The following is a 24,549-nucleotide window of genomic DNA, read 5'->3' as shown; positions in this document are numbered from 1 at the left end:
GAGAAAGGACAAGCGTTAACGGGAAGGTGTTCAGAGAGCGGCGGCGCCATCACGTGGTTTTTCGTGCACCATAATGATGCGCAGCACCACGCTGGCGCCCCATCAGCGTTGTTCCAGCTCGTCCAGCTGCTGATAAAGCGTGGCAATATCGTGGATGCGCGGACGACCGCTGTCGAGCGTTTCATGCAGAAAGGCATTGGCCAGCAGATTGATCAGGCTGTTGACCGAGGCATAGCTGTCGTAGGCCGAGACGCTGTCCAGCGGCGCGCAGAGCTGCCAGCGGGAGAGCGGAAACAAGCTATGGGCCTGCGGCTCACACATTAACAGGACCGGCACCCCGTCGCGTTGCAGCTGCTGCAGCAATGGGCGTACTATTCGCGGCCGGCGGCGAAACGCCATCATCACCACCAGATCATCGGTGGTCAGATCGACCAGCTCTTCGCTGAGACTCTGACCCGGCTGGGGCAGCACCAGCACCTGGCCGCGGGCCTGCAGCAGTTGCTGGCGCAGATGCAGCGCCGCCGGATAGGCGTTACGCATCCCCACCACCATGATGCGGCGGGCGGCCACCATCGCCGTCAGCGCCTCGGCGAACTGGCGGGCGTCGAGCGCGTTGACCCATTGGGTGAGGTTCGCCATCTCCTGCTTATAATGGCGCGCCAGCAGCGTGTTACCCTGCACCGCGTCGCGCTGGTCGGTCAGCGGCATACCGCTCTGGCGCAGGGTGCGCAGTTCATCGCGCATATCCTTATATTTGTCATAGCCGAGGCGCTTGAACAGCCGGCTGACGGTGGCTTTCGACACGCCGCTCAGCTGCGCCAGCTCGGCGCTGTTGTAGCTTATCAGGTCGTCAAAGTGGTCAAAGATGAAATCCGCCACCCGCTGCTCCTGCGGCGACAGCGAGGCGTATTGCCCTTTCAGTCGTTCATCGAGTTGTTGCATAGCGCCCCTGTAACTTTCGTTTCATCATCCATCCCTCATCATACTGTATCTGCTATGCCTTACACATAGCGTGCCAGTGGGAAAATTCTGGTCATTGTTTTTATCAATGAAACGAAACGTTCAGAGATGGAACAGCTTTTGCAGTGTTCTGCGGGTGATTCGTTCAGAAAGGATAATTTATGCACAGTAGCAACGTTTCGACCCACGGCATGGCGGTGGCCCCCCACCACCTCGCCAGTCAGAGCGCGCTGGCGATCCTGCGCGAGGGCGGCAGCGCCATTGAAGCGATGGTGGCTGCCGCCGCGGCCATCGCCGTCGTCTATCCCCATATGAATGGCCTCGGCGGCGATGGCTTCTGGCTGATCGTGCCGCCTGAGGGAGACCCCATCGCCATTGACGCCAGCGGGGCGGCCGGGTCGCTGGCGACCCTCGAGGCCTACGCCGGACAGCGGCATATTCCCCACCGGGGACCGCAGGCCGCGCTGACCGTCGCCGGCACCGTCAGCGGCTGGGACGAGGCGCTGCGTATTTCACGGGACTTAACCGGCCGCGCGCTGCCGGTGGCCCGCCTGCTGGCCGATGCGATCGGGTATGCCGAAGACGGCATTCCGGTCACCGCCTCGCAAGCCCACGCCACCGCCAGCAAACTGGAAGAGCTGCGCCATCAGCCAGGCTTCAGTGAAACCTGGCTGGTATCGGGCGAGGCCCCGCGGCCCGGCAGCCGCTTTCGCCAACCCGCCCTCGCCGGCACCCTGCGCCTGCTGGCCAGCGACGGTCTCGACAGTTTCTATCGCGGGCCGCTGGCCGAACGTCTCGCGCAGGGCATGGCCGCGCTGGGGATGCCGATCACCCTCGGCGACCTGCAGGCCCACCGCGCCCGGCGTCCGGCGCCGCTGACGCTCCAGCACCAGCAGGGCACGCTGTGGAATCTTGCGCCGCCAACGCAGGGGCTGGTGTCGCTGGCGATCCTTGGCATCACCGACCGCCTGAACATGGCCGATGCCGATGACGCGCAAACGGTGCACCGTATCGTCGAAGCCACCAAGCGGGCATTTGCCCTGCGCGATGCGCATATCACCGATCCACGCCATCTGGATGTGGATGTGCAGGCGTTGCTCACCCCGGAAGCCCTGCAGCCGCTGGCCGAGAGCATCGACGACGCCAGCGCTTCCCCCTGGGGCCGCGGCAAAGGCCCGGGCGATACCGTCTGGATGGGCGTCGTGGATAACAGCGGACTGGCAGTGTCGTTTATTCAGAGTATCTATCACGAGTTCGGCAGCGGCGTGGTGCTCCCGGACACCGGGATCGTCTGGCAAAACCGTGGGGCCGCCTTCAGCCTCGATCCGCAGCATCTCCTGGCGCTGGCCCCTGGCAAACAGCCCTTCCATACCCTCAACCCTGCCGCCGCACGCCTGAACGATGGCCGGGTGATGGTCTATGGCTCGATGGGCGGCGATGGTCAGCCGCAAACTCAGGCAGCGCTGTTTACCCGCTATATCCTGCAGGGGGTGCCGCTGCAGGAGAGCATCTCCCGTCCGCGCTGGCTGCTGGGCCGCACCTGGGGCCAGTCCTCCGACTCACTGAAGCTGGAGGGACGCTTTGCCCCTGCCTGTATCGCTCGCCTGCGCGAGCTGGGGCACGAAGTGGAAGTGCTGGCCGATTTCAGCGAAGCGATGGGCCACGCCGGCGCCATTGTCCGCCATCCCAACGGCCTGCTTGAAGGGGCTACCGATCCACGCAGCAACGGCGCCGCCGCCGGATACTAAGGAACAGACCATGACCACACAGCCAGACTGGAGCGAGTATCTGACGCAGATGACTCACCTGTTGCACCTGGAGCTGGATGCACCCCGTCGTGAGGAGCTGGAGCGCCAGTTTACCCGCATCGCCGCCATGGCGCAGCCGCTGATGGAGTATCCCCTCGGGCCGCGCGAGGAGATTGCGGGGGTGTATAAAGCATGACTCTTCATCACTTCACCATTGCCGAGCTCCAGCGTGCGCTGCACGATGGCGAACTCAGCGCCCGGGAGATCGCCCGCCAGACGCTGGACGATATCGCCCGCGTGAATCCGCAGATCAACGCCTGGACCGAGGTCACCGCCCAGCGCATGCTGGCAGAAGCCGACAGCATTGACGCCCTGCGCCGGGAAAAGCGCCCCCTGCCGCCGCTGGCAGGCATTCCCTATGCGGTAAAGAATCTGTTTGATGTCGCCGGGCATACCACCCTCGCCGGGGCGGAACTGCTGAGCGACCGGCCGCCGGCGACCAGCGACAGCTGGGCGGTGCGCCAGCTGCACAGCGCCGGCGCCCTGCTCAGCGGGATGCTCAATATGGACGCCTACGCCTACGGCTTTACCACTGAAAACAGCCACTATGGCGCGACGCGCAATCCGCACGATCTGTCGCGGATCGCCGGCGGATCTTCCGGCGGTTCGGCCGCAGCGGTGGCGGCCGGGCTGGTTCATTTCAGCCTCGGCAGCGACACCAACGGCTCGATCCGCGTCCCCGCGTCGCTGTGCGGGATCTTTGGCCTGAAACCCACTTTCGGCCGCCTTTCGCGCTCCGGCAGTCATCCGTTTGTCGACAGTCTGGATCATATTGGTCCCTTTGCCCGCCGGGTGGCCGACCTCGCCGCGGTGTATGACGCCTTGCAGGGGCGCGACCCGGCCGATGACTTTCAGGCTGATAAAGCCAGCGAGCGCACCGGCAATCTGCTGGAGCGGGGGCTGGAGGGATTGCGCTGCGCGCGGCTGGGCGGCTATTTCACCACCTGGTGCGATGACGACGCCCGGGCGGCCGTGGATCGGGTCGCCCACGCGCTGGGCGCCGACAGCGAGCTGCAGTTCGCGGATGCCGCGCTGGCCCGCTCGGCGGCCTTTATCATCAGCGCCAGCGAAGGCGGCAATCAGTACCTGGCGGATCTTCGTCACTCGCCAGAGCGTTTTGAACCCCACTCCCGCGAGCGGCTGCTGGCCGGGGCGATGATCCCCTCCGCATGGTATCTGCAGGCGCAGCGTTTCCGCCGTCATGCTCGCCAGGCGATGAAATCCCTGTTCAGCCAGGCCGACGTGCTGATCGCCCCCGCTACCCCATGCAGCGCCACGCCGATAGGCGCGGAGGAGATGGTGATTAACGGCCAGCCGCTGCCGGTACGCGCCAGCATGGGAATGCTAACGCAGCCGATCTCCTTCCTCGGCCTGCCGGTGGTGACCGTCCCCCTGCGCACCGCCAGCGGCAAGCCGATTGGCCTGCAGCTGATTGCCGCGCCGTTTAACGAACAAGCCTGTCTTCGCGCCGCGCGGGCGCTGGAAGCGATGGGCATTACCGATGCCCGAGTGGCGGAGAGTGCAGCATGATCAATCTGGATAATGTAGACCGCCCGGCGATCCTCGCCGAGGTGACGGCGGCGTTTTATCAGTATGAAGAGGCGCTGGTCAGCAATAATATCGAGGCGCTGGATGCGCTGTTCTGGCACGACCCGCGCACCGTACGGCTGGGAGCCGGCGAAAATCTGTATGGCATCGAGGCGATCCGCGCCTTTCGTGCCGCCCGCCCCGCCGCCGGGCTGGCCCGCGATCTGCGCCATACCACCATTACCACCTTTGGGGCGGATATGGCGGTGTGCAGCACCGAGTTCACTCGCGAAGGCAGCGCGCGCCTTGGCCGCCAGCAGCAGACCTGGGTACGCTTCCCCTACGGCTGGCGGATTGTCGCCGCGCAGGTCAGTCTGATGGACTGAGTGGCGTATACGGGAGCGGGCCGGGGGAATAAGGTATCCACCGGCCCGCTCCCGGTCCGGTAACAAGATCATTACCCACCATATCGATTTCTATCATTATTAAAATACTTCATCCGCCATCAGCGATTTTTATCTCTTATTACGGCAAAGCAGGAATAAGGTGGCGGCGGTGACTGTCCCTCTTTTCGGCATTCAAAGGAGAAACGACGTAGCGGAACGGGAGCGGCTTCTTCCCAGGGTACAATGAAGAGTAACTTGCATTTTGATAGTGACTATGTCAATTTGCTGGCAAAAGCCACCTGGTTACTGGACAGCCCATGAAAAATGAACCGCTTTGCCACGCTCCCTGCCCCATTGCCCGCAGCCTTGGCCGCATCGGCGACAGCTGGAGCATCATGATCCTGCGCGACGCCTTCGCGGGCTTTACCCGCTTTGACGAGTTCCAGAAAAGCAGCAACGTCGCGCCCAATATTCTGTCGCGCCGCCTGAAGGCGCTGGTCGACGACGGGCTGCTGGAGAAGGTTTGCTACAGCAGCACCCCGCCGCGCTACGAATACCATCTCACGCAAAGCGGCCGCGATTTTCGCATGGTATTGCTGGCGCTGGCGGAATGGGGTAATCGCCACTTCGCTCCCGAAGGCCGTCAGATGCAGCTGGTGGAAACGGCAACCCAGCGGCGGGTGGATCCGATCATGGTCGATAAAGCAACCGGGGAAGAGATTATCCCGGGTAAATACACCATGGTACCGGGGCCAGCAGCCTCGCCGATGATGAAATACCGTCATGAATATCTGCAGCGCAAACTCGAAGGCGATAGCGGGCAAAAATTCCAGCCTGAACCCTACAGAGAGGCCAGCAATGAATCCGGCCAGTAAGAAAAGCGTCCTCATCCTGGCGGCACTCGGCGTCGCCGCCCTGGCGGCAGCGAGCTACGGCGCTTACTGGTGGCATACCGGGCGCTTTATGCAGACCACCGATGACGCCTATGTTGGCGGCGACATTAGCGCCATTTCCAGCAAAGTCTCTGGCTATATCCAGCAGCTGGCGGTGCAGGACAACATGGCGGTGAAAAAAGGCGACCTGTTGATCCGCATTGACGACCGCGATTATCGCGCCGCCCTCGCTAAAGCCGCCGGAGAAGTGGCGGCGCAGCAGGCCGCGCTGGCCGATATCCTGGCCACCCGCCAGCTACAGCAGGCGACCATTGCCGGTTCTGCGGCCTCGTTACTGGCCGCCACGGCGGCAACCGAAAAACTGGCTAACGACAACCGACGCTATAACGCCCTGGCCGCGTCGAGCGCGATTTCCGCACAGATCCGCGATAACGCCTCCGCCGATTACCGCCGGGCGCACGCCGAGCAGGAGAAGGCCAAAGCGGATAAAACCGTGGCCGAACGTCAGCTGGCGGTGCTGGATGCTCGCCAGCAGCAAACCCTGGCTGCCCTGGCGCAGGCCCAGGCTAACCTCGAGATGGCCAGGCTGAACCTCAGCTATACCGACATTCGCGCACCGTTCGATGGGGTGATTGGCAACCGCCGCGCGTGGTCCGGCTCGTTCGTCAGCAGCGGTACGCAGCTGCTCTCCCTGGTACCCGCGCACGGCCTGTGGATTGACGCCAACTTCAAGGAAAACCAGCTGGCGCATATGCGTGCCGGTCAGCCGGTGACCATCGTCGCCGATGTGCTGCCGAACCATACCTTTAAGGGGCATGTCGCCAGCCTGGCGCCGGCGACCGGCTCACGCTTCAGCATTCTGCCCGCAGAGAACGCGACGGGCAATTTCACTAAAATCGTGCAGCGGGTACCGGTCCGCATTGCGCTGGAAGGTGACGGGGCAAAGCTTGACGTCCTGCGCCCGGGACTGTCGGTGATCGTCACCGTGAACGAGAAGAGCCCTCGATGAGCACCGTTCAGGCGCTGTCTGCCCCGAAGGGACTGTCGATGCCGACGGCAAAGAAGATCTTCGCCTTCGCCAGCATGTGCGTGGGGATGTTTATCGCGCTTATCGATATCCAGATCGTCTCCGCCTCGCTGCGGGATATCGGCGGCGGCCTGTCGGCGGGCGACGATGAAACCGTCTGGGTACAAACCAGCTACCTGATCGCCGAGATCATTATTATCCCGCTTTCCGGCTGGCTGGCCCGGGTCATGTCGACCCGCTGGCTGTTCGCCGCTTCCGCGGCGGGCTTCACGCTGATGAGTCTGCTGTGCGGCTGGGCGTGGAACATCCAGAGTATGATCGCCTTCCGCGCCCTGCAGGGACTGGCGGGCGGGTCGATGATCCCTCTGGTGTTCACCACCGCCTTCGCCTTTTTTCAGGGCAAACAGCGAGTCATCGCCGCGGCGACGATCGGCGGCCTGGCCTCCCTCGCCCCCACGCTGGGTCCGACGGTGGGCGGCTGGATCACCGAAAACTACAACTGGCACTGGCTGTTCTTCATCAACGTTGTTCCGGGGATTTACATCGCGGTGGCAGTGCCGCTGCTGGTGAAAGTGGACAGCGCCGACCCCTCGCTGCTGCGCGGCGCCGACTATCTCAGTATTCTGCTGCTGGCCTTGTCCCTCGGCTGCCTGGAATATACCCTTGAAGAAGGTCCGCGCTGGGGCTGGTTTGATGACGCGACCCTGACGACCACCGCCTGGGTCGCCCTGCTCTGCGGCGTGGCCTTTGTGATCCGCACCCTGCGCCATCCGCAGCCAGTGATGGATCTCCGGGCCCTGCAGGACCGAACCTTTAGCCTCGGCTGCTATTTCTCGTTTATGGCCGGCGTCGGCATCTTCGCCACCATCTATTTAACCCCGCTGTATCTCGGTAGCGTGCGCGGTTTCAGCGCGCTGGAGATCGGCCTGGCGGTATTTTCCACCGGCCTGTTCCAGGTCATGTCTATTCCGTTTTATTCGTGGCTCGCCAACCGCGTCGACCTGCGCTGGCTGTTGATGGCCGGGCTGATCGGCTTTGCGGTGTCGATGTATAGCTTTGTCCCGATCACCCACGACTGGGGGGCGGACCAGTTGCTGATCCCACAGGCGTTTCGCGGACTGGCGCAGCAGTTTGCCGTCGCGCCAACGGTGACCCTGACGCTGGGCAGCCTGCCGTCCGCGCGCCTGAAGCTGGCCTCCGGGCTGTTTAATCTGATGCGCAACCTCGGGGGTGCCATCGGCATCGCCCTGTGCGGGACGGTGCTTAATGACAGAACCAATTTGCACTACAGCCGTCTGGCGGACCATCTGAATAACGCCAACCTGGCGATGAGCGATTTTGTTCAGCGCAGCGCGGCAAACTTCGCCGTTCAGGGACTCTCACCGGATGCCGCGCAGACGGCGGCACTGAAAAATCTTTCCGCACTGACGCTGCGGGAGGCGCGAACTCAGGCATTTTCCGATGCTTTCTACCTCATCATGATGGGTTTTTTGCTTGCCGCGCTGCTGGTTCCCTTGATGAAAAAGCCGCCGGCACACTGATACTACAGGAGAGTTAACTATGGGCGTTTCCGTTAAACGCATTGTCGTCACCGGGATGGGGATTGTCAGCCCGCTGGGCTGCGGCGTACAGCACGTCTGGCAGTCGCTGCTGGCAGGAAAGTCAGGGATCACCCGGCTCAGCGAGCAGCTGGTCGCAGATATTCCCTGCAAAGTGGCCGGCCAGGTGCCGTCCATTGACAGCGATCCGCTGCACGGCTTCGACCCGCTGGCGACCATCCCGGCGAAAGAGCGCAAAAAGATGGATCGCTTTATTGAGTTTGCGCTGGTCGCCGCCCGCGAAGCGCTGGCCCAGGCCGGTTGGTCGCCAGCATCCGAGGCCGAACAGGAACGCACCGCCACGGTGATCGCCACCGGGATCGGCGGGTTCAGCGAGATCGCCAATGCGGTACATACCACCGATGAACGCGGGCCGCGTCGCCTCTCGCCGTTCACCATCCCCTCTTTTCTGGCCAACCTGGCCGCCGGGCATGTGTCTATCGCCCACGGCTTCCGGGGCCCCATCGGCGCGCCGGTCACCGCCTGTGCGGCAGGCGCCCAGGCCATTGGCGATGCGGCGCGGATGATCCGCAGCGGCGAGGCGGATATCGCCCTCTGCGGCGGCGCGGAAGCGGCGATTCATCGCGTTAGTCTGGCCGGTTTTGCCGCAGCGCGGGCGCTGTCCAGCGCCTCCAGCGACCAGCCGGAAGCCGCATCCCGCCCCTTTGACCGTGACCGCGATGGTTTTGTGATGGGAGAAGGCGCGGGGCTTATCGTGATCGAGTCACTGGAGCACGCGCTGGCGCGCGGCGCCACGCCGCTGGCCGAGCTGGTGGGCTACGGCACCAGCGCAGATGCTTATCACCTGACCGCAGGCCCGGAAGACGGTAACGGCGCGCGTCGGGCCATGGAAACCGCCCTTCGCCAGGCCGGGGTGACCGTCGAAGAGATTGATCATATCAATGCCCACGCCACCTCAACGCAGGTCGGTGACAAGGGTGAGCTGGCGGCGATTAAAACGCTGTTTGGCGCCCATCCGGTCGCCATTACCTCGACGAAATCCGCCACCGGCCATCTGTTAGGCGCGGCCGGCGGGATTGAGGCCATCTTTACCATTCAGGCGCTGCGTGACCAGGTGGTGCCGCCGACGCTGAACCTGCATCACCCCGATGAAGACGCAGCAGGCCTGAACCTGGTGGCGCTGCAGGCCCGCCCGCAGAAAATGCGTTATGCGCTGTCAAACGGTTTTGGCTTTGGCGGCGTTAACGCCAGCCTGCTGCTGAAACGCTGGGAATAATCGTCAGCTCCCCCGCCGGCACTGGCCGGCGGGGGTAATCAGAACACGGACGCGCCACATGGATTAAATAAATTTAGCCTTATCTGCCCATGCAACAGGCACGCCCTGAGCGCATAACAGGGGTTCAAAACTGAGCAGCACCGCATCAGCAATGTTGTGCTCGATAAAAGGATCTTCCTGCAGAAAAGCGTGAATCAAGGGCTTATCGTTTCCGCGCATAAGAATGAACCCACCGGCATGATTATCAACAGGGCCGGCAAACAGAATTTTTCCTTCTTTAATTCCTCTCACCAGCCATTGCTTGTGTGCCTCAAGATGGGCTGAGATTTCCTCTTCCGAACTCAGGTATGTCAATGTTATCGCGTGCATCATGGCCTACACCTCATTAGCAAATCGTCGTTGTTGTTCTGAAAACTGATCTCAATGTCTGACTTATTTCTTTTAATTGCACATGTCTGAATAACGGGTTTCATGACTCCAGCTAACGCTGAATTTATTTTATGCTGAGCGCCGCCTGATTAATCAATTCAGCGACCTGAGCGGGATGGGAAATCATGGACAGGTGACCGGAATTCATCCGCGAAATGTGGGCGCCCATCTCGTGGGCAAAACGCGCCTGGACCGACGTATTCAGCGCATGGTCATTTTCGGTGATCAGGTACCATGATGGCCTGCTATGCCAGGCGGCGGTCTCTATCTTTTCGCTGAAGGCGCCCGCGGCGATGGGCTGCTGCTGCGCCGCCAGAAGGCGTGCCTGTGATGCAGAAAGGTCATTCGCCATGATCTGATGAAAAGCATTCGCATCATCCAGCCAGATCAAGCCGTTTTTATCCGCCTGCATCCCCTCCATCGGCGCATTAAGCCGTGTCAGCGCATCGGCGACAGATTCTCCTGAGTCCGGCGCCAGGGCAGAAAGGTAGACCAGTCCCTTCACGTTTGATGCATTACCTGCCTGGGTAATAACCGCGCCAGCCCATGAATGCCCCACCAGAAGAACGCCGCCCTTCTGACGATCGAGGACGCGTTCCGTCGCCGTCACGTCATCCTGCAATGAGGTCAAGGGATTCTGCACGGCGGTGACGTGATAACCGTCAGCCTGAAGCAACGGGATAACGGCAGACCAGCTGGAGCCATCCGCAAACGCCCCGTGGACCAGAACAATGTTTTTAATATCCGTCGCCTCTGCCCGGAGAGGCGAGGCGAATGAGGTCATCAAAGACATAACGAATGCTCCCAGACGAATGTTTTTCTTAAGAAAATGGTTCATCGACTCTCACTCTACCGTTGACGTTAAAAGAACTTTGAACACTTTAACGCGCCAGGCTGAAACCTATAAAGTGTCTTAAAAGACAGGTATCATGCTAAATCAGACAAAATTTTTTTCCCAGGACTCACCATGCGAATTGCGTTACTGGCTATACCGGGCAGCATGAGATCGGCACTTGCCGGCATAGCCGACATGTTCTGGCTCGCCAATCAGATCATCGTCCAAAATCCGCAAGTCAACGCGGATATTGCACGGACGACACCGTTTTTTGAGGTCATGGTGGTCACCGCCGATGGCCTGCCAGTCATGGACGTACAGGGGAGAAAAATCGTTAGCGATGGCTCGTTCAATGATGCCGAACCTGTTGATCTGGTTATTGCCAGCGGTATGCAGCTTGACGAGCAGAAGCTTCCCCTCGCGCAAGAGGCCGTTACCGCTGCCGCAGAATGGATGAAAGAAAAATATCTTCAGGGCAGCTGCATTGCAGGGGCCTGCGCCGGTGGATTTATCCTGGGTGAAGCCGGGTTACTCAACGGACGCGCCTGTACCACGACCTGGTGGCTGTATCATACCTTGCGATCGCGATACCCTCTGGCGAAGCCCGTCTGGGGGAAAGTCATGGCAGAACAGGACAACATCATTACCACAGGAGGCCCGTTTTCGTGGATTGACCTGGTTATCTATATTGTTCGCAAATATGCGGGCAATGAGATTGCCAAACTGACGGCTGATATGGCCGTTGCGGATAGCCAGCCATTGTCACAGCAGCTTTATGCGCCTGCCGGATTTCTTAATTCAAGGCATCCTCTTCTGATGAAGGCTGAACATCTGGTGCGTTATCAAAACCCCGGCATCACGGTAGATCAGCTGGCTGAGGCCTTGAATCTGACACCCCGTACCCTCAATCGCAAAATGATGGCGCTGATCCAGGAGAATCCGAAAAACTTTATCACGCGGGTTCGTATTGAAACGGCGACGCTTATGCTGGATATTCCTGGCAAAACGATTTCTCAGGTCGCCAACGCCTGCGGATATAGTGATGAGACCGCATTCAGGCGGGCTTTCAGTCGTGTCATGGGCATGTCGCCTGGGAATTACAAAGAGCGGATCAAAAATCAGACCCCATCGTCTTCATTATCCGTAAACAACCTCTCTCAGGTGGTCAGCAGGCATGATGCTTAGAAATCATCATCATGATGAATTCTTCGCGCAATTATGAGGTGGCGCTCATTTTATGTGCATGGCGAGTCATATCCTGTGATTAATTCTCAGGAGGTAACACCATGAAAAAGCTTCTGATATGTTGTTTGTTTGGCAACACCGCCAATTCTCTCGCCAAAAAGATACAGTTACTGGCGGAAAAAAAGGGCCATCCTCTCATTGTCAGCGCAGTGGGCCTGGAAAATTTTGCCAGCGTGGCGCCCGCTTTCGACGGATTTCTCGTTGCGCCGCATATTCAGTATAAGGTCGCGGAGATAAGAGGGATCGTTGGCGACGCTCGTTCTATTGCGGTGATTGAAAGTCTGCCCTATGCCTCACTCGACGCGGAAAAAGTTTTCGCGTTTGTGATGGCGCAGATGCCTGAACTAGCAGTCTGACACCGAAGGCCGCCTCTTTTGCGCGGCCTTTTCTACGCATGTCGCCTTCTACCTGCCCTGTTGAGACGCTTCAGCCAGTAATGCCGCCTGTACAGCAGGACGGGCATTTATTATTTCCATGTACGACGATAGCGCTGGCCAGCGATCCAGAGGGATCGCGAAGAATTTGCACCATCCCAGCACCGTGAAGAGGTAGGCATCCGCCACGCTAAAGGATGACCCCGTCAGATAGTTTTTTTCGCTGAGCGTCGTCTGGAGAAAATCGAACCGTCGGAATAGCTTGTCCCGGAACATCGTTCTGACGTCTTCCGGCAGCGCGGGATTAAACAGCGGTGCCGAACCCGCGTGTATTTCACTGGTGATAAAGTTAAGCCATTCCTGCAGGCGCACCCTTTCCCAGCTGCCCGCGCGCGGCGCCAGGCCATATTCGGGTTTACGATCGGCAAGGTACTGCACCATCGCCGGCCCCTCGGTGAGTATCTGCCCATCATCCAGCTCAAGCGCAGCGACATACCCTTTCGGGTTAATGGTGAGGAAGTCGCGACCATCAGCGGTGATCTTGCTTCTGTTGTTGACTCTCACCAGTTCAAACTCAAGGTTCAGCTCGCGCAGCACGATGTGCGGTGATAATGAACAGGTATCTGGCGCGTAATAGAGTTTCATCTTGTCTCCGTTAATGTGTAAAGCCGTCGGACAACGTCCTGAACGATCCTCAGCACACTGTATTTAACGCCGATCGCACTGTAAAATTAATGATATAGAAAAGAACTATTAGCTGAGCTACTGATAATCATGATGAATCTTTTACACTGGCGCCTGCTGGTAGCCGTGGCGGATGCTAGCAATATCTCACGCGCTGCCGAGGAGATAGGCATGACCCAGTCCGGCGCCAGCCAGGCCATTGCCCAGCTGGAGGCTTCCCTGGGTTTTCCGGTATTTACCCGTGATCGACGATACATCGGGATTACCGCCCTCGGTGAGCAGGTGGTTGAACATGCCAGAAACATGCTTTCGCAACTGAACGCCATCCGCGAACTGGCTGATCGGGGCCGGAACGTCACCCACGGTCGCATTCGGCTGGCCAGTTTTCCCTCCGTGACGTCTACCTTGTTGCCCGGCCTGCTGCGCGACGTTAAGCGCCTGCATCCGGGTATTGACGTTGTCGTGCTGGAAGGCTCTGACGAAGAAGTCGAAGCGTGGCTTGCCGCAGACACCGTTGAGCTTGGGGTAGTCATGAATCCCGTTCCCGGACGTGCAGAGGTGGTATTAGGACAGGATGCATGGGTCGCGGTCCTTCCCGCCAGCCATCGGCTGGCACAGCATGCGAGAGCTGATGGAATAACGCTAAAGGCGCTGGCGGACCAGCCCTTTGTTCTGGCGACGGGCGGCTGTGTCGTGAATGGCAAAAGCCTGATGGAAAAGGCCGGGTTGCAACTCTCAGATATCCGCGTGACGGTTCGCGACTGGATAAGCGCCTGTAAACTGGTCGGTGAAGAGATGGGCGTCGCGCTGGTACCGGAATCCGCCCTGCCGGAGTCCTTGCGCAACCTGTGCGTGGCGCCAGTGACGCCGGCTATTCATCGTGAATTTGGGCTGGTTTGTTCGCCATCCGGAACGTCTTCTGATGCCACACAGGCGCTGCTTGATGCGCTACGTAAAAGAAGATGAGCGCTCAAGCGTGAATCATCTCATCGCGATGGCATCAATCTCTAACCTCACTCCTGTTCCCAAACTAAAATTTTACTTTGAATACTTACTGAGTTTGCTGATATGTATGCCTAACCAGGTAAGTTCATCATTAGGAATAGCAATGGCGTAATTGCTTTTTATAAAGTCACGAATCACCTCAGCAACCACCATCGCTTTTGGATGGAAACGAATTAACTCATTATAGAAGTCGTCAGTTTCTTCTGTTGCAAGGCTATTATTTAATACCCTTTCAGCGAAATATCTTAAATGCGTAATAAACCTGGCATAGTGAATTGAATTAACATCAATATTTTGATTGAGTTTATAACGTACAATTTCAGCAATTCTGTTCACTAACTCTACTTGCTTATGTGCGTTAGTCTCATCAAATTGAAAAGTTGCATTGATAATATGAAAAGCAATGTGTACAGCCTCGTCATCAGGAAGGCTCACCGCAAACTTAGCTGATACCAAATCTCTTGCCAACTCGCCAATGCTATACTCTTTCTGATAGTACCGCTTTATTTCCCAGGTCAGTTTATTCGCAATGTTCGTATTTGTCTTACAGCGTTCAACAGCAAAATGCAAGTGTTCCGCGAGGGTGAATAATAAAACTGAATTAAGCTTTTCGCTGTAATGTGCTTGAGCCAGCTTGACAATTTCATGAGTGATCTCAAAGAAATCCGCGGGAATTGTGTCCGTTAGTGACAGATAATGTCGCGACTTGAGGGTATCCAAAGGCATAAAGACCTGTTCTACACTTTGCAAGTCGATAATTGTCCCTGGCTTGGTGTTAAAACCGATACCTTTGCCAAAGAGCATCATCTCTTTACCGTCATTTTCGGCAAGCAACATGCTGTTATTTAAGGACTTTTTAACTTTCATCTCAGTTCCCGCGGTAGCAATGATTAACTTAAATCAGTCCCGTTAGTCGCTATGACCTTGCGATACCAATAGAAGGAGTCCTTGCGTAACCGATTCAAAGAACCGTTCCCCTCGTCATCTTGATCTACATAAATAAAACCATAGCGTTTGGTCATTTGCGACGTTCCAGCACTAATAATATCAATTGTTCCCCAACTCGTATACCCTATTAAATCGACACCTTCTTTGACAGCTTCAATCATCTGCTCAAAATGCGCACGAAAATAATTAATACGGTAATCGTCATGTATCTTCCCATCAACCACTGTATCTTTTGCACCAAACCCATTTTCAACAATAAATAAAGGAATTTGATATCGATCGTAAAGCTCCAGTAGCGAAATTTTAAGCCCTACAGGATCTATTTGCCATCCCCATTCAGAAGCCGGTAGATGAGGGTTTTTTACACCCATGATAGTATTTCCTGCCGTGCGCTCTGCATCGGACTGAACAGATTCCGTGATGGACATATAATAGCTGAATGAAAGGAAATCTACAGTATAGCGACGTAACGTTTCCAAATCATCCGGCTGCATTTTTATCTTGATATTACGCAGTTCCAGGTCCCGCTTAATTAATGGTGGATATTCGCCTTTAATCTGAACATCTGAATAAAAATAGTTTTCGAGATTTTTTTTCAGAGTGGCTTCTACGTCAGCAGGATGACAGGTCAGTGGGTAAGTTGTTAACTTAGTAAGCATACATCCGACCTGGCTGCCAGGTATCTTTTCGTGGCAGTCTCTTGTCGCTAACGCCGAAGCAACAAACTGATGATGCAACGCCTGATAAATATCCTGCGTGCTTTCTCCTGGTTGACTTTTTTCTTCGCGGACACCCGCTGTCGTAAAAGGATGCCGATGAATGCTATCAATTTCGTTGAATGTTAACCAGTAACGTACCAAATTCTTATAACGGTCAAAGCATACATTTGAAAAGCGTACAAACGCATCAACAACATTTCGGTGGACCCAGCCATTATACTTCTCACTCAATGCTAATGGCATTTCATAATGTGAGAGCGTAACCAATGGTTCAATGCCAAGTCTGCGCATTTCAGTGAACATATTTTCATAGAACTGTAATCCCTTTTCATTCGGTTGCTCATCTTCACCTGTTGGGAAGATTCGTGACCATGCGATTGATACGCGCAGGACTTTTATACCCATTTCGGCAAAAAGCGCTAAGTCTTCTTTGTAACGATGATAAAAATCTATGCCTCTGCGTTTAGGGTAATTTTGATCATTCTTCCCCTCAAGCGCATCACTCACGTTTTGATCAGATACGGCCATATGGCCGGCATAGTCGCTTGTGCTCAAATGCGCCTTATAGGCAACTGCATCTGCAACAGAAGGCCCTTTGCCGTCAACGTTCCATGCACCCTCTGCCTGATTGGCTGCAATGGCTGCACCCCATAAAAAATTCTTGGGAAGAATAGATTTCGACATAATATCAAGCCTCTTTTAATGAAAAAATATTAAACTGCTGGAGTGTATTGGAATGATCGTTCGACGGCTTCATCATAAAACGATCGCTATTGGTAATAACCATTATTACGACTGGGTCATAACCCGCTTTAGTTATTTCATCAATATCAAATTCGATTAATAGTTCACCCGCTTTAACGTGTTGGCCATCTGTAATTTTCGGGTGAAAGCCTTGACCGTTCATTTGTATCGTATCAATTCCTATATGAAAGATAACCTCTACTCCATGGGTAGTCATCATGCTGGCTGCATGGCCACTTTCGAACACATGCTCAATAACGCCATCGGCAGGTGCATATAGTGCTCCCACAGTTGGAACGATAGCGATACCATCCCCCATGATTTTTGAAGAAAATACATCGTCGTTGACATCTGTCAGGGGGATGACTTTCCCTTCAACCGGACTGGTAAAGGTAAAGTCATTCATTAAGACTGGATTAGCAGTGGCTTCAGTCTTCTCAAATTTGGGCATTTCCTCCTCTGGATGGGGCGTTGCCGTTTTTTCTTTCCAGAAGAATAATGTTGATAAAAATGCCAGGCAGAATGAAACAAGTGCACCGATGATTGCATATATCAAACTGGTTGGATTATCCGGTGACGCAAAAATTGAGATACTGGCAAGGCTCGGCGCTACTATTGCATAAGCTGAGACCATCATAAATCCCATGAAGGATCCACCGACCATTGCACCCAACATCACAGAGATCAGTACTGGCCTATGCAGTAAAGTAATCCCGTAAAGTGCAGGTTCAGTAATGCCAAACAGAGCTGATATTCCAGAGGAAAGAGCAGTCCCTTTAAACATTTTATCTTTACTTTTTAGCGAAACGGCAAGGCAGGCTCCTGCTTCAGCGATATTGTGAGCTAAGGAAGCCGGGTTATACAAAGATTCTTTACCTGTTTGCCCCATTGACATTATGGCATAAGGGAGGAAAGGTTTATGCATACCGGCCGCTACAATAAATGGCAGTCCGCCCGCAAGTAAGCCTGTTGCGATGAATCCAAATTTGCCATGCATCCAAAGGATCAGATGCGTTAACAGAGAACCCATTTCAAAACCTAATGGGCCAAGGATAAGCAATGTGACGGGGACCGTCGTGACCAGCGATAACATGGGCGATAAGAAACCACGTAATGCATTAGGCGTATAACGATTGAAAAGAGATTCCGTTTGTGCATAAAAAATAACACAGAGAATTGCGGGAAACACCTGCGCTGCATAGGAGACGTTCGTAATGTCGAAAGTCATTAACGTTGCACCTTGTTTTGCCAGGGTAGTAAATGTGGGCAACAACAAGACTGAGACAGCAGTCAATGCAACTAATGGATTAACTTTAAGCTTATTCGCAGTAGTGATGGCGATAAGTAAGGGTAAAAAATAAATAGGCGCGGTTCCGATGCAGTCCAAAATTTGATATGTCGAACTGTCTTTAGTCAGCCATCCAGCCATATTCAAAATAATTAAAATGGATTTCAGCACGCCGCCACCTGCAATTGCAGGTATGAGTGGTTGAAAGATACTGATAACAAAATCAATCAACCATGCATTCCATTTCTTCTTGGTTCCTGGCTTCTGTTTTGCGTCAGCATCATTAGCCATTAACGATCTAATAGCATCAAACACTTTAACAACGTCTTTGCCAATGACTATCTGACACTGCACATTTGTCACGACACCCATTACCTCAGGTAATTTTTTGAGGTCAGATACTTCAACTTTAGCATTGTCATACAAGCTTAATCGCAATCTGGTTGAGCAATGTTCAATGTGTTCGATGTTACCTGCTCCACCGACTAATTTGAGAATTGAACGCCCAGTATTTAGATGATCCATAAGTTGCCTCATGAGCAAAAAAAAAGACCTGAAATTCTCACCCCAAAAGAGGGGGAGAATTTCAGGTCTTGCCTGCATTACCAGTTACACGCCTGTACTACATATTTGCCAACAATATACTATATACATAGTTACAGGCAATACAATTAACCCATCTTTTATCAAAATTTGACAGTTATCACATAATAATCCTCGTAAATGACCACGATATAAAAATCCTCCCGAGAATATTTTCCTCCTGTATTATATTTGCTTTATCTTAACCGATAGTTACCACCACACCTCAGCTTGAGCGCCAATAGACAATTGATCTTTTTTATTATCGTTGAATTGATAATTCGATATCTCGTTCTGGTTTGCCCGGATATACGTTGTATAGAAACGAATTTCTGGCCTTGAGGTTAGGATTGATGTATTAACTTTAAGCGCATGATACAATGTTGTTTTGTAACCTGATTCACTATATGTCTGCTCTTGAGTTTTGTTATCCTGTCTAAACCATCCGAGTTCTACCCCGGTCTGGTTGAATTTATCCCAGATATAAGCAGGACGGATGACACTTCGATAACTTTCAAAATCTGTATGAGCACCAGTATCATAGCTAAATATATCATTACCATTTGAATATACTAGTGCGTGTGCAATAATAGTGTTTCCCGTGGGGTAAAATTCCCCTTGAGAAATTATTCTGAATGCCTTGCCATTTGTGTGATTTCCATAATAGTTATCACCACTCCCAAATGTTGGGTTTGCTCCAGAAATTTTTGCAAAAGAACTGGCAATAGAATTATCGGCAGCTTGCAGGGTTAATTCGTCATAACCCCCTGCGTCAAACTTCTGCCTTAAAATCGCACCTACCAGCCAGGCATCTTTTACATGATAATACTGACCATCAGCCTCTCCTGACTTCACGACATCTGATTTGTTTGCCATGTTATAGCGACCATCAAGTTCTAATGTTGCCTTGTCCCATAAGGGAATTTCACGATAACGTATATCAAGCGCATTCGTATTGATCTGTAATGAATTTCCTGATGTATCATAATCAAGAGCGCGCGCGTTCAGGTCTTGCCGCACTACAGCAACGTTAAATTTGCCTGGACCCATTTTCCAGTTTTCTATACCGAGCCCTGCTCCGCTTTCTGTTCTGACGCTTTTCCAGTCAAGCATCTGTATCTCATACTTAGGCAGATAGTGCTTACCTACCCAAAAATCAGCTTCAGGGGCAAAATTAAGAAATCCCTTCGTCGTGAGATAGATATCAGAAAATTGTAAGTTACTCTCGGCATCTTTATCAAAGACTGCATTGTTGTATTGCTCACCCACATTACCATCCAGCATAACGACAGCATGTGCAGTTCTACCATCCTGGTCGTACACTTTCTGCTTGAGTTGAAGATCGAACCATGAGGTATATTCATTGCCGAAACGGCCAAGAGATCCAATAGCATATTCTTTTGGCGATCCATGATTAGCCGTTCCCCAACCAGAACGGAAATAACCATTGTACGAAAATCCAATATCGTTTTTAACAAAGTCACTAATTTCTTTCAATGTAAGATCATTATTAACTTTAGTCGTGGCACTATTGCCTGTTTTGTTGCTAGTACTCGATGCTGCAACAATAGTTGAAGTGGCAGAATTTGTTGTTGGCTGGCTTTTTTCATCTACTGAGTTGACTGTGTTTCTGTTTGTTTTATCAGCTTGCTTATACTTGGTTAATTCTGCTTTTGTGCTTTTTAATTCTGCAGTGTTTTCCTGGAGTTGTTTCTCAAGCAAAGCCAGTCTCTCTTCCACTGTTAAACTCTGTCCATAAGCATTGCTGAACATGGCAGAGATAAGGCAAAATAGAATAGTCTTGTTCATATTTTAAAATTCTCATATAAAATACAGGGGTAAAAGCGCATATTAAAATAAAATTATGCCCCGCCTTTCCAGGTTGAAATATATATGGTAAGCAAGCGTATTTAGCCTGATTATTTCATAGCTATTTAACTCCAGTGAAACGGAGCAATTCTTATCATTAATCTTGTTTTTGGAAATAAAAAATGCTTTCAAAATTATTTTATTGTTGTAGCTCCTTTAACAGTGCTGATTCGCAACGTGAACGGATACTTCTCTTGCCTTATCTCGTCACAACAGTTCTGTTGTTACAAATGCACGCAGATGACCGCCCTTCCCGATAAAAGTAAGCCTGACGCCATTTGGATTGTCCGGAGCAGAAAGTTTTTTGTCATTTAAGCTGAGTCGTAGCCGGGAAAACAATGTTAAATATGTTCAAAATTGCTTGCCACGCCGTTCAATTTACGTATTTTCTGCGCTGTTTTTTTGGAATCCATTTGCTACCTCAAATGCAAAAAAAAAAGACCTGAGATGAACAATGAATAGGTCTAAATTCATCGCTCATCTCAGGTCTTGCCTGCTTTACCAGTTACACGCCTGTCGTTCTGCCTGTGTATTTAAATATTTTGTAGGAGTGTTTTACAATAGCTTACTTTGATATTTTTTAAAAATGTGACATACCTTACAAATTTCAACCGTTGCCGGAAGCAAATTAAACGACCTTTCTCAATAGCAAAAGCGGGATAAACCCTACGCGCACCGGTTTTTTGTCCCTGATAATATGCCCATGGTATTGCCGTGTAACACCTGAAGAGTGCCAGGATATTTCTGGCATTCTTCAGAGAGAGCATCTGAACTGCCTGGGCTTATGTGTTAGCGTTTTCCTGCTGCCTGGGCATTTTCGCCGTTGCGGCTTTTGACCTGCTGCTGGAGTAAATGAAGAACAGCGCGATACCCAGGCAGACAATGGCGCCGAGACGGCTCATCGAGAATGGAATCGACGCATTGCCCAGCCAGCCGAAGTTATCGATCAGCATGCTCATGGTTAACTGGCCAAAAATGACAGCGACCGTAGCAACTGCCGCGCCAATACGCTGGACGGCCAGTACCATAATGACGATATACGGTACGCCAAACATTGCGCCCAGCAGTTGCCATTTAGGTACCTCCATCAACGTCAGGGTGTGTTTGGGTTCGAAGAAAAAGATCAGCAGCCCCGTCACCAGTGCGCCAACAGAAAATGTCAGGAACGCGCTTTTGAATACGCCGACCTTGCTGCCCAGCTGGCCATTGATAGCCGCCTGGGTACTCAGCATGGCGCCACCAGCGACGGCAAGAAGAATCATGATAATAGTCATAAAGTTAATTTAACCCTGTGCAACCATAACCAGCGCTGCAATGATGAAAATCAGCGCAATAATACGTTTACTGTCAATTTTCCTGTGCGACGTACCGAGCAGGCCGAAGTGATCGATAATCAGGCTCTTGAACACCTGGCCTGCCAGGATGCCAATCATAGTCATGGCGATGCCGATTGCCGGCGTTACCACGGTCAGGATGATGACGTAAATCGGCCCAAGCACGCCGCCAAGTAGCTGCCACGCTGGTTGCGCAAAGAATGACGGGCTGTTACGCGGGCTGAAAAAAAGCATCAGCAGGAAGGTCAGCGCCGCGCCCACGCCAAATATGCTGAAGGTCGCCCAGAGGTCACCGACCTCCCCACCCAGTGGCCCGAGCAATCCTGCCTCTATGGACAGTCCCATGCCTCCGGCAATGACGATAAAAATCAATATTAGTTGCATAGCAATCAATCTCCCGTAGTCCAGGCGGAGAAGATTACGACTTAACATGGATGTGAAAAATGCCATAATGAGATAAACACCTGTGCAGGATATGCATTAATGAGTGAGCTTGGGAACATCAGTATTCGCGCCCTGCTGATTTTTATAGACGTTTATGAACGCAGAATTTCTCGGTGGTGGCACGGCGGGAAGGGATATCAGCCTCTCAGGTTTCGCGCGTCATCCATCAGATGGAGGATGTGCTCGGGCAGCAGCTTTTTTACCGCAATACCCGGGCGATAATCCCGACGGAAAGCGGCCATCTTTTTATCCGCTATGCGCGAGCGATGACGGGCAGCATGGAGGAGGCGCGGCGGGAACTCAACGAGAGAATGCTTGAGCCTTCCGGAATGGTCCGCATAAACGCACCGGTATTCTTTGGACAACGCCATGTCGCACCCGCGTTACCCGGCCTGACGGAGCGATATCCGAAGCTCAGTATTGAGCTTACGCTGAAGGATGATTACATCGATCCGCACCGGGAGCCGGCTGACGTGATTTTCCGGATTGGCGTGCTGACGGATTCCGCCTTTCATGCGCGCGTGTTTGGCCAGCAGTTCTATCATCTTGCCGCGTCACCGGATTACATCCGCCGGCACGGCATGCTGGGATCACCCGAAGAGCTCGCGCGGCATAAATGCCTGGTCTATCGCGGTTCGTCAGGACCAAACCAATGGCTGCTGCGCAGGCGCGGAGAGGAATGGGTGCACTATCCCGTCTCGCCCCTGATGTCATCGAATAATGCTGAAACCCTGCTGATTGCCGCACTTGGGGGGATGGGGATTGTGCTGTTTCCTGACTGGCTGATTGGAGACCGGCTGAAGAGCGGCGAGCTTGTCGGACTGCTGCCGGAACTGGATAGGTCCATAAAAACGGAGCCACAGCACATCGCGGCAATCTATCCGAATGCCCGCCACCCTCCGCTGAACGTTCGGGCGATTATCGATTACTACATAGACGCGTTCGGTTCACCGCTTTACTGGCAGTCTCAATAAGTTCTGCAACTTTATTGCTCGGCTTGAATTTTGTATCCTGCTTATGACTGAAGTGAGTGGGGCTTTAAACCTGGTATTGCTGTATCAATGGCAAATCAGCAATAAGTGATGAAACATTTAGCTTCCTGAGAGAAACAATAGTTGCAGGTAAAATAGTTCGATTTTGCCTGCAAATTTTCCTCTACTGTCAACGATATTGTCCAGCGCCTCCCCTTTTCGCCCTTAAAAATCCACTTTCTATACCCGTAAGCCGTTTCGTCATTAAATTCCATTGCCAACAACTTATTTGGCTCATGCTGCTTTCTTTCGTGAAACTTTTGCACTGTTTTTGCTCACCAAGATTCACATTGTCTCCTTTTAGTGCTCAAGAGTGAGTGTAACTTACTTGCAGATTCAGATTATGCGCAAATCCTCTCGTAAATTCAGCGATATGAAGGCATGGCATCAAATTTGCTTAAGCCAAAATGGCAGACCGCCACATGAAAAATGCACGGTACAGTGCCCAACACAACCACATAACACCACGACTTATCCACACAGGATGATTTATGAAAAAAATAATGTTCTCCACACTGGTCGCCGCGGCTTCTCTGTTCGCTGTCGCGCAGCAAGCGCATGCGGGTACCACGCTGGATGCAATTAAGAAAAAAGGGTTTGTTCAGTGCGGTATCAGTGATGGTTTACCGGGCTTCTCTTATGCAGATGCGAGCGGCAAATTCACCGGTATTGATGTCGATATCTGCCGTGCTACGGCAGCGGCAGTGTTTGGCGATGCCAGCAAGGTCAAATATACCCCGCTGACGGCCAAAGAGCGTTTTACCGCCCTGCAATCAGGTGAAGTGGATATTCTGTCGCGTAATACAACCTGGACTTCTTCGCGCGATGGCGGGATGGGGTTCTTGTTCGCGGGGGTTAACTACTATGACGGCATTGGCTTCCTGACCCATAAAAAAGCGGGTCTCAAAAGCGCTAAAGAATTGGATGGCGCCACCGTATGTATCCAGGCCGGTACGGATACTGAACTGAACGTGGCTGATTACTTCAAAGCCAACAAAATGCAATACACACCAGTGACCTTTGATCGCTCTGACGAGTCCGCGAAAGCCCTCGACAGCGGTCGTTGCGATACGCTGGCTTCCGACCAGTCTCAACTGTATGCGCTGCGTATTAAGCTGGGCAAACCGGATGAATTTGTTGTTCTGCCAGAAGTGATTTCAAAAGAGCCGCTGGGTCCAGTGGTTCGCCGTGGAGATGACGACTGGTTCACCATCGTTAAATGGTCTCTGTACGCCATGCTGAACGCAGAAGAGATGGGGATCACGTCGAAAAACGTTGAGCAGATGGCGGCAAAACCGTCTAACCCTGACATTGCTCACCTCCTGGGGGCTGAAGGTGACTTTGGCAAAGATCTGAAGCTCGACAACAAATGGGCGTTCAACATTATTAAACAGGTGGGTAACTACCAGGAAAGTTTTGACCGCAACGTCGGTAAAGATAGTGCTCTGAAAATCGCGCGTGGACAGAATGCGCTCTGGAACCAGGGCGGCATCCAGTACGCACCGCCGGTACGTTAATTCTGCCTTCCAGACGGCTACCGCCCCTCGCGGGGGGTAGCCGATGCGCTTTTTTTAATGAGGTT

At 53.4% G+C, this 24,549-nt stretch carries 22 protein-coding genes and 2 pseudogenes; 14 read left to right on the top strand and 10 right to left on the bottom strand.

Annotated elements, in window-relative coordinates; genetic code table 11:
• Window positions 1-102: 102 nt before the first annotated feature.
• Window positions 103-942: a MurR/RpiR family transcriptional regulator HpxU gene (hpxU, locus tag CWM53_RS12080; RefSeq protein ID WP_100729660.1), complete on the bottom strand. Its 840-nt coding sequence runs from the start codon at window positions 940-942 to the stop codon at window positions 103-105.
• A 179-nt stretch (window positions 943-1,121) separates the two neighbouring features.
• On the opposite strand from hpxU, the gene hpxW reads away from it, so the two are divergent.
• From hpxW to fabF, 9 genes and pseudogenes are all read left to right on the top strand, one after another.
• Window positions 1,122-2,708, top strand: a complete 1,587-nt coding sequence (hpxW, locus tag CWM53_RS12075) for an oxamate amidohydrolase (protein ID WP_074385811.1) — start codon at window positions 1,122-1,124, stop codon at window positions 2,706-2,708.
• A gap of 10 nt (window positions 2,709-2,718) precedes the next feature.
• Complete coding sequence (gene hpxX / locus CWM53_RS12070; protein WP_100729659.1) at window positions 2,719-2,904, top strand: oxalurate catabolism protein HpxX; 186 nt, start codon at window positions 2,719-2,721, stop codon at window positions 2,902-2,904.
• The gene (locus CWM53_RS12065; protein WP_100729658.1) at window positions 2,901-4,298 is read left to right on the top strand and encodes an AtzE family amidohydrolase; all 1,398 of its coding nucleotides are present in this window, start codon (window positions 2,901-2,903) and stop codon (window positions 4,296-4,298) included. Before hpxX ends, CWM53_RS12065 begins: the two co-directional genes overlap by 4 nt.
• Window positions 4,295-4,681, top strand: coding sequence for an oxalurate catabolism protein HpxZ (gene hpxZ, locus CWM53_RS12060; protein ID WP_002905421.1), 387 nt, complete (start codon window positions 4,295-4,297; stop codon window positions 4,679-4,681). Before CWM53_RS12065 ends, hpxZ begins: the two co-directional genes overlap by 4 nt.
• A gap of 201 nt (window positions 4,682-4,882) precedes the next feature.
• A pseudogene (locus CWM53_RS31010) lies at window positions 4,883-5,002 on the top strand (hypothetical protein); the annotation flags it as partial.
• Complete coding sequence (locus tag CWM53_RS12055; protein WP_100729657.1) at window positions 4,999-5,556, top strand: winged helix-turn-helix transcriptional regulator; 558 nt, start codon at window positions 4,999-5,001, stop codon at window positions 5,554-5,556. The pseudogene CWM53_RS31010 and the gene CWM53_RS12055, both read left to right, overlap by 4 nt.
• Window positions 5,540-6,583 carry an HlyD family secretion protein gene (locus CWM53_RS12050; protein ID WP_100729656.1) on the top strand — a complete coding sequence of 348 codons (1,044 nt, stop codon included), beginning with the start codon at window positions 5,540-5,542 and terminating at the stop codon, window positions 6,581-6,583. Before CWM53_RS12055 ends, CWM53_RS12050 begins: the two co-directional genes overlap by 17 nt.
• Window positions 6,580-8,142 carry a DHA2 family efflux MFS transporter permease subunit gene (locus CWM53_RS12045; RefSeq protein WP_100729655.1) on the top strand — a complete coding sequence of 521 codons (1,563 nt, stop codon included), beginning with the start codon at window positions 6,580-6,582 and terminating at the stop codon, window positions 8,140-8,142. The genes CWM53_RS12050 and CWM53_RS12045 overlap by 4 nt, the downstream gene beginning before the upstream one ends.
• Before the next feature lie 19 nt (window positions 8,143-8,161).
• The gene (gene fabF, locus CWM53_RS12040) at window positions 8,162-9,436 is read left to right on the top strand and encodes a beta-ketoacyl-ACP synthase II (protein ID WP_100630493.1); all 1,275 of its coding nucleotides are present in this window, start codon (window positions 8,162-8,164) and stop codon (window positions 9,434-9,436) included.
• 63 nt (window positions 9,437-9,499) lie between these two features.
• On the opposite strand, the gene CWM53_RS12035 is transcribed toward fabF, so the two are convergent.
• Together CWM53_RS12035 and CWM53_RS12030 are read right to left on the bottom strand one after the other, a co-directional pair.
• Entirely contained in the window at window positions 9,500-9,808 is a 309-nt protein-coding gene (locus tag CWM53_RS12035) for a YciI family protein (protein WP_064179717.1), read from the bottom strand.
• A 121-nt stretch (window positions 9,809-9,929) separates the two neighbouring features.
• Window positions 9,930-10,658 carry an alpha/beta fold hydrolase gene (locus CWM53_RS12030; protein WP_100630739.1) on the bottom strand — a complete coding sequence of 243 codons (729 nt, stop codon included), beginning with the start codon at window positions 10,656-10,658 and terminating at the stop codon, window positions 9,930-9,932.
• Between the two features lie 174 nt (window positions 10,659-10,832).
• Between CWM53_RS12030 and CWM53_RS12025 the strand changes: the two genes are divergently transcribed.
• Window positions 10,833-11,885 carry a GlxA family transcriptional regulator gene (locus CWM53_RS12025; protein ID WP_074385801.1) on the top strand — a complete coding sequence of 351 codons (1,053 nt, stop codon included), beginning with the start codon at window positions 10,833-10,835 and terminating at the stop codon, window positions 11,883-11,885.
• A gap of 101 nt (window positions 11,886-11,986) precedes the next feature.
• Entirely contained in the window at window positions 11,987-12,301 is a 315-nt protein-coding gene (locus tag CWM53_RS12020; protein ID WP_012968173.1) for a PTS sugar transporter subunit IIB, read from the top strand.
• 48 nt (window positions 12,302-12,349) lie between these two features.
• Here the strand turns inward: CWM53_RS12020 and gstA are convergent, their stop codons facing one another.
• Window positions 12,350-12,964, bottom strand: coding sequence for a glutathione transferase GstA (gene gstA, locus CWM53_RS12015; protein ID WP_100729654.1), 615 nt, complete (start codon window positions 12,962-12,964; stop codon window positions 12,350-12,352).
• Window positions 12,965-13,093: 129 nt separating this feature from the next.
• On the opposite strand from gstA, the gene CWM53_RS12010 reads away from it, so the two are divergent.
• On the top strand, window positions 13,094-13,969 hold the full coding sequence (locus CWM53_RS12010; protein ID WP_100750795.1) for a LysR family transcriptional regulator: 876 nt from the start codon (window positions 13,094-13,096) through the stop codon (window positions 13,967-13,969).
• 72 nt (window positions 13,970-14,041) lie between these two features.
• Here the strand turns inward: CWM53_RS12010 and CWM53_RS12005 are convergent, their stop codons facing one another.
• From CWM53_RS12005 to CWM53_RS11980, 6 genes are all read right to left on the bottom strand, one after another.
• Complete coding sequence (locus tag CWM53_RS12005; RefSeq protein ID WP_100729652.1) at window positions 14,042-14,875, bottom strand: PRD domain-containing protein; 834 nt, start codon at window positions 14,873-14,875, stop codon at window positions 14,042-14,044.
• Between the two features lie 23 nt (window positions 14,876-14,898).
• Entirely contained in the window at window positions 14,899-16,359 is a 1,461-nt protein-coding gene (locus tag CWM53_RS12000; protein WP_100675559.1) for a glycoside hydrolase family 1 protein, read from the bottom strand.
• Window positions 16,360-16,363: 4 nt separating this feature from the next.
• Entirely contained in the window at window positions 16,364-18,232 is a 1,869-nt protein-coding gene (locus tag CWM53_RS11995; protein ID WP_100675773.1) for a beta-glucoside-specific PTS transporter subunit IIABC, read from the bottom strand.
• Between the two features lie 270 nt (window positions 18,233-18,502).
• Entirely contained in the window at window positions 18,503-20,098 is a 1,596-nt protein-coding gene (locus CWM53_RS11990) for a carbohydrate porin (protein ID WP_100729651.1), read from the bottom strand.
• 842 nt (window positions 20,099-20,940) lie between these two features.
• Window positions 20,941-21,432 (bottom strand): DMT family transporter, encoded by a 492-nt coding sequence (locus tag CWM53_RS11985; protein ID WP_100729650.1) that lies wholly within the window; start codon window positions 21,430-21,432, stop codon window positions 20,941-20,943.
• A 9-nt stretch (window positions 21,433-21,441) separates the two neighbouring features.
• A complete protein-coding gene (locus tag CWM53_RS11980) occupies window positions 21,442-21,876 on the bottom strand; it encodes a DMT family transporter (protein WP_085334002.1) in 435 nt (144 codons plus the stop codon).
• Between the two features lie 99 nt (window positions 21,877-21,975).
• Here CWM53_RS11980 and CWM53_RS11975 point away from each other — a divergent pair.
• Together CWM53_RS11975 and CWM53_RS11965 are read left to right on the top strand one after the other, a co-directional pair.
• Window positions 21,976-22,910 (top strand): annotated as a pseudogene (locus CWM53_RS11975) (LysR substrate-binding domain-containing protein).
• Between the two features lie 548 nt (window positions 22,911-23,458).
• Window positions 23,459-24,484, top strand: a complete 1,026-nt coding sequence (locus tag CWM53_RS11965) for an amino acid ABC transporter substrate-binding protein (RefSeq protein ID WP_061154523.1) — start codon at window positions 23,459-23,461, stop codon at window positions 24,482-24,484.
• Window positions 24,485-24,549 lie beyond the last annotated feature (65 nt).

Origin of the sequence: Klebsiella sp. A-Nf5 (assembly GCF_002810545.1) — a bacterium.
Taxonomy (GTDB): Bacteria; Pseudomonadota; Gammaproteobacteria; order Enterobacterales; family Enterobacteriaceae; genus Klebsiella; species Klebsiella variicola.
This window is presented reverse-complemented; position numbering and strand designations above follow the sequence as displayed.

Coding starts and splice junctions, on each gene's coding strand:
- hpxU (WP_100729660.1), bottom strand. CDS start 942: ATGCAACAACTCGATGAACGACTGAAAGGGCAATACGCCTCGCTGTCG.
- hpxW (WP_074385811.1), top strand. CDS start 1,122: ATGCACAGTAGCAACGTTTCGACCCACGGCATGGCGGTGGCCCCCCAC.
- hpxX (WP_100729659.1), top strand. CDS start 2,719: ATGACCACACAGCCAGACTGGAGCGAGTATCTGACGCAGATGACTCAC.
- CWM53_RS12065 (WP_100729658.1), top strand. CDS start 2,901: ATGACTCTTCATCACTTCACCATTGCCGAGCTCCAGCGTGCGCTGCAC.
- hpxZ (WP_002905421.1), top strand. CDS start 4,295: ATGATCAATCTGGATAATGTAGACCGCCCGGCGATCCTCGCCGAGGTG.
- CWM53_RS12055 (WP_100729657.1), top strand. CDS start 4,999: ATGAAAAATGAACCGCTTTGCCACGCTCCCTGCCCCATTGCCCGCAGC.
- CWM53_RS12050 (WP_100729656.1), top strand. CDS start 5,540: ATGAATCCGGCCAGTAAGAAAAGCGTCCTCATCCTGGCGGCACTCGGC.
- CWM53_RS12045 (WP_100729655.1), top strand. CDS start 6,580: ATGAGCACCGTTCAGGCGCTGTCTGCCCCGAAGGGACTGTCGATGCCG.
- fabF (WP_100630493.1), top strand. CDS start 8,162: ATGGGCGTTTCCGTTAAACGCATTGTCGTCACCGGGATGGGGATTGTC.
- CWM53_RS12035 (WP_064179717.1), bottom strand. CDS start 9,808: ATGATGCACGCGATAACATTGACATACCTGAGTTCGGAAGAGGAAATC.
- CWM53_RS12030 (WP_100630739.1), bottom strand. CDS start 10,658: ATGTCTTTGATGACCTCATTCGCCTCGCCTCTCCGGGCAGAGGCGACG.
- CWM53_RS12025 (WP_074385801.1), top strand. CDS start 10,833: ATGCGAATTGCGTTACTGGCTATACCGGGCAGCATGAGATCGGCACTT.
- CWM53_RS12020 (WP_012968173.1), top strand. CDS start 11,987: ATGAAAAAGCTTCTGATATGTTGTTTGTTTGGCAACACCGCCAATTCT.
- gstA (WP_100729654.1), bottom strand. CDS start 12,964: ATGAAACTCTATTACGCGCCAGATACCTGTTCATTATCACCGCACATC.
- CWM53_RS12010 (WP_100750795.1), top strand. CDS start 13,094: ATGATGAATCTTTTACACTGGCGCCTGCTGGTAGCCGTGGCGGATGCT.
- CWM53_RS12005 (WP_100729652.1), bottom strand. CDS start 14,875: ATGAAAGTTAAAAAGTCCTTAAATAACAGCATGTTGCTTGCCGAAAAT.
- CWM53_RS12000 (WP_100675559.1), bottom strand. CDS start 16,359: ATGTCGAAATCTATTCTTCCCAAGAATTTTTTATGGGGTGCAGCCATT.
- CWM53_RS11995 (WP_100675773.1), bottom strand. CDS start 18,232: ATGGATCATCTAAATACTGGGCGTTCAATTCTCAAATTAGTCGGTGGA.
- CWM53_RS11990 (WP_100729651.1), bottom strand. CDS start 20,098: ATGAACAAGACTATTCTATTTTGCCTTATCTCTGCCATGTTCAGCAAT.
- CWM53_RS11985 (WP_100729650.1), bottom strand. CDS start 21,432: ATGACTATTATCATGATTCTTCTTGCCGTCGCTGGTGGCGCCATGCTG.
- CWM53_RS11980 (WP_085334002.1), bottom strand. CDS start 21,876: ATGCAACTAATATTGATTTTTATCGTCATTGCCGGAGGCATGGGACTG.
- CWM53_RS11965 (WP_061154523.1), top strand. CDS start 23,459: ATGAAAAAAATAATGTTCTCCACACTGGTCGCCGCGGCTTCTCTGTTC.